The organism is Streptomyces sp. NPDC057743 (assembly GCF_042798755.1).
Classification (GTDB): Bacteria; Actinomycetota; Actinomycetes; order Streptomycetales; family Streptomycetaceae; genus Streptomyces.
Window position 1 is genome coordinate 1 of the sequence record NZ_JBHVJX010000101.1, and the last position, 3518, is coordinate 3518.

General features: G+C 61.2%; 2 protein-coding genes and 3 pseudogenes. 3 read left to right on the plus strand and 2 right to left on the minus strand.

Going from position 1 to position 3518, the window contains the following annotated elements:
* Positions 1–120: 120 nt before the first annotated feature.
* Positions 121–291, plus strand: a pseudogene (locus ACFVFQ_RS38460) (transposase family protein); the annotation flags it as partial.
* 164 nt (positions 292–455) lie between these two features.
* Here ACFVFQ_RS38460 and ACFVFQ_RS38465 read toward each other — a convergent pair.
* Together ACFVFQ_RS38465 and ACFVFQ_RS38470 are read right to left on the minus strand one after the other, a co-directional pair.
* Positions 456–1151, minus strand: coding sequence for an ABC transporter ATP-binding protein (locus ACFVFQ_RS38465; RefSeq protein WP_383425353.1), 696 nt, complete (start codon positions 1149–1151; stop codon positions 456–458).
* A 2-nt stretch (positions 1152–1153) separates the two neighbouring features.
* On the minus strand, positions 1154–2572 hold the full coding sequence (locus ACFVFQ_RS38470; protein ID WP_383425355.1) for an ABC transporter permease: 1419 nt from the start codon (positions 2570–2572) through the stop codon (positions 1154–1156).
* Between the two features lie 229 nt (positions 2573–2801).
* On the opposite strand from ACFVFQ_RS38470, the pseudogene ACFVFQ_RS38475 reads away from it, so the two are divergent.
* A pseudogene (locus ACFVFQ_RS38475) lies at positions 2802–2940 on the plus strand (IS5/IS1182 family transposase); the annotation flags it as partial.
* A 357-nt stretch (positions 2941–3297) separates the two neighbouring features.
* A pseudogene (locus ACFVFQ_RS38480) lies at positions 3298–3518 on the plus strand (hypothetical protein); the annotation flags it as partial.

Here is a 3518-nt window from a genome sequence, read left to right on the forward strand (position 1 = left end):
GTTGGGACGTGAGACATCCCGCTCAACAGTCCGAGAGCCTCGCCTGTTACGGGCCACCAACCATCCCCCGATCAGTGGCCGAGTTGAAGAAGTTCCTTCAAGCGACACTGCGGACACGAGCTCACCACCGCACAGAAGGCCGTCAACCGTGCACACTCCCGACTACGCAGCCCTGTTGAGCAGGCCTTCGCCCGCCTGAAGACCTGGCGGCTCTTCCGCCGAGCCCGCTGCAGCCCCAACCGACTGACGTCAATGACCAAAGCGGTCCTCACCCTGGAGCAGCACCGCTGAAGAAGCTCAATGAAAGGGCAACGGAGCTCCTCGAATACAAGCTGTCTTGGTCGACTGCTTGTTCCAACGAGCTCCGTTGCTCTACGTCAGGAATCCTTCAATACCCCCCTGCGTGGCCTGCGAGTTCGTTAAGGGTTTGCCGGCCTTGAGTCAAGGCCCGAACCTTATTGGGATTTCAGTGCGCCGCGCTTGAGGCACAAGGCCTCGTCCGAGGCGTTCGCGACTTCACGGGAGTGGGTAACGATGATGACGCATTTGCCGTCCTCATGGGCGAGTTTGCGGAACACTTCGATGATTTCACCAGCAGTGTCATGATCGAGGCTGCCGGTGGGTTCGTCCGCGAGGAGAATGTCCACCCTACAGGCCATCGCGCGGGCGATGGCCACGCGTTGCTGTTGCCCTCCGGACAGTTGCAGGGTCTTGCGGTGTCGGTCCTGCGGGGCGATGCCGAGCATTTCTAGTAGGTCCTCGGCTTTTTGTTTGCGACGGGGGATGTGAGTCCCGGTGATCTCCATGGCCGAGGTGATGTTCTGGACGGCGCTCATGTAGGTGAGCAAGTTCAGGGACTGAAAGACCGTGGCCGCGTGCCGTCGACGGTAGTTGGCCAGCCCCAGGTCACCCAGATCACGCCCACGGAAGGAGATCGTGCCGGAACTGGGCGAGTCCAGGCCGCCCGCCAGTGACAACAGCGTGGTCTTGCCGCTTCCGGACGGGCCGCTGATCGAGTACATGCGGCCCTCCTCGAAGTCGTAGGAGACGGACTTCAAGACGGTGCGCCCGCTCTTGTTGCTGCCGGAATAGGCTTTGGAGACGCCTGCCAACCGCAGGACGGGAACACCGGGAGACGGGGTGTGCGACATGGTCAGTCGCCCTTCGTGAGGATTTGGCTGGGCCTGCGGCGCAGCACGCGGTAGCCGGGGATGAGGGTGGCGATCACCGCGATGCCGAGCCCGGCCGCGGAGACGGTCGCGATGTCGCCCGCACCCAGACGCACATCCATCGTGTCGATGGGCTCCGCTGCGGGCATGTCGTCCTCGCTCCCAATAATGCCCATGGTCGCCGCGCTCTGAGCATCAGGCTTCTCATCCTTGGCATGTGACACCTCGCCGGCCAGCAGCTTGTTGCCCACCGTCTGCGCCAGGACCTGACTGGCCGGGACCGACACTGCGATGGCGACCAGCGCGCACGTGATGATTTCCGCTAGGTGCTGGCCAAGCAGGCGGGGCTTGCGCTCCCCCAGAGCCAGCAGCACTCCCAACTCCCGGCGCCGCTCTCGCAACGAGTACGCGGTGATCAGCGACAAGATGGCCGTGCCCGTACCCGCCACCAGCCACACCGTGGCCGTGGCAAAAGCCGCCGTCTTGGAGATGGGACCCGTCAACTCCTTGAACTGCTTGTCGTTGAGCTTCAGCGGATAGACCTTCGGATTGATCCCCAGAGCTTTGGCCTCCTTCTGGAGACGAGCCAGATCGGAAGGATCACGAAGGGTGAACGTCGCCTTGCTGACGCTGGCGCCATCACCATCGAGAGCTTCCCCGTTCAGGCCAGCTGAACCTTCGAGTGTTGTGTAAATGCTGTTGCCCGGATCCATGATCGCCGGCATGTTCTTGCTTGATGACTTGTCACTGGCATAGATTCCAACCACAGCGAAATCCCGCGCGTCACCGTGCTTTCCAGGTTCAGTGACACTACGCAGCTTGATCGTGCCGCCAACCGTCAATTTGTTGGCATCGGCGAACCGCTTTTCGAGGAGCACCGCATTACCCTTGACGCCGAGGCCGATACCTTTGCCATCGACGATCCGCGATGAACCATTGCGGAAATCGACTTGCGCCGAGGAGTCACGGACGCCGGTGACTTGGACCTCATCATTCCCAATACCAGAATCAGCAGACCGCGTAGAGCCCCCATACGGCTTCAAGCCGTCCGTCGGGGCAGCCACCCCCTGCGTTTCATAAGTGAAGTGAGTAACACCGGAAGACGCACCCAGTCGATCTACCTGTTTGCTGCGCAGCTGACTCTTGGGGGCAATTTCTATATTGCCCGCCATGCCACCGCTTCCCTTGGTGTTGCTCTCGGCCATCATGGCCTGCATATCTATGGACAGTGTGGCGACGGCTCCAACTTTCTCTTTTGCCTGCACCGCTGCCCGTTCGGCTGCGGACTGTATGAGGAAGCCCGACAAGACAAGGGTGCAGATCGCGAGGAAAATCCCGGTCGTCAGCACTGTTTTACCTGTCGACGCCGCGAGACGCCACCAAGCCCGTTTGAACAAATTCATGTTGCTGTTGTCACCTCAAGGCACAGAAGGCACATAACGAACACCATAGAGAGGCGGCTCTAATGTCTACGTTAGGTCAAGCTGTGTAGAGGTTGTCCCGTATGAGGTCAGGGCTGATGCAAGTTCTGGCTGATCTTGCATAGCTGCTGGCCAGGGCCTGCGATGGGAACGACCGAAGCTCCGTTGAGATGGGTGAGTAACCAACTCGCCTATCCAACGGAGCTTCGGTGTTCGGGCCCTGACTCTGGAAACCATGGCCTCCCTCAAAACCTGGCGACTCCTCCATAAGCTGAGGTGCTCAACCACCCGCATCAGCCCTCGTCCAAGCCGTCCTCACCCTCCATCAGGCCAGATCGGACGCAGGATGAAAAGGCCTCACTCTTCACTGCAGCTGCCAGATCAGCATGTGGCGGGACTTTCGGCCTTACCTAGGGGACCTTTGCCCCTCTCGGTCGCACGGTTTGCCGGGGCATGATGAATTACCGAGCGGGAAGATGGGAGCATGGGCTGGTCTTCAACATGTCGATGACGTTGACTGATGGCCACCTGTGTTCTGAATTTAGGTAGTTGCAGTCCCCGCGTGCCAGGGTGCGGAGCAAGCTAGTGCGCGGTGTATGCGCTGTGGCCGACTGCCTGCACGCGAATAGGTGAGCGGTGAAGCTGTGACTCACACGGCCATGCTCGGTCGGCCTGTCGCCTAATGGGCGCGAATGTAGTGAGGACTAATGATAGTCGAGCCCCTCGACTTCGACGTGGAGCCCCATCAATCTGTCGGCGACGGGCGCTACCGCCTGACGCGCCGGCTCGGCCGAGGTGGCATGGCGGAGGTGTTCGCCGCCGAGGACGTGCGCCTGGGCCGCACCGTCGCCGTGAAGCTGCTGCGCGCCGACCTCGCCGAGGACCCGGTGTCCAAGGCCCGCTTCACCCGCGAGGCACAGTCGGTGGC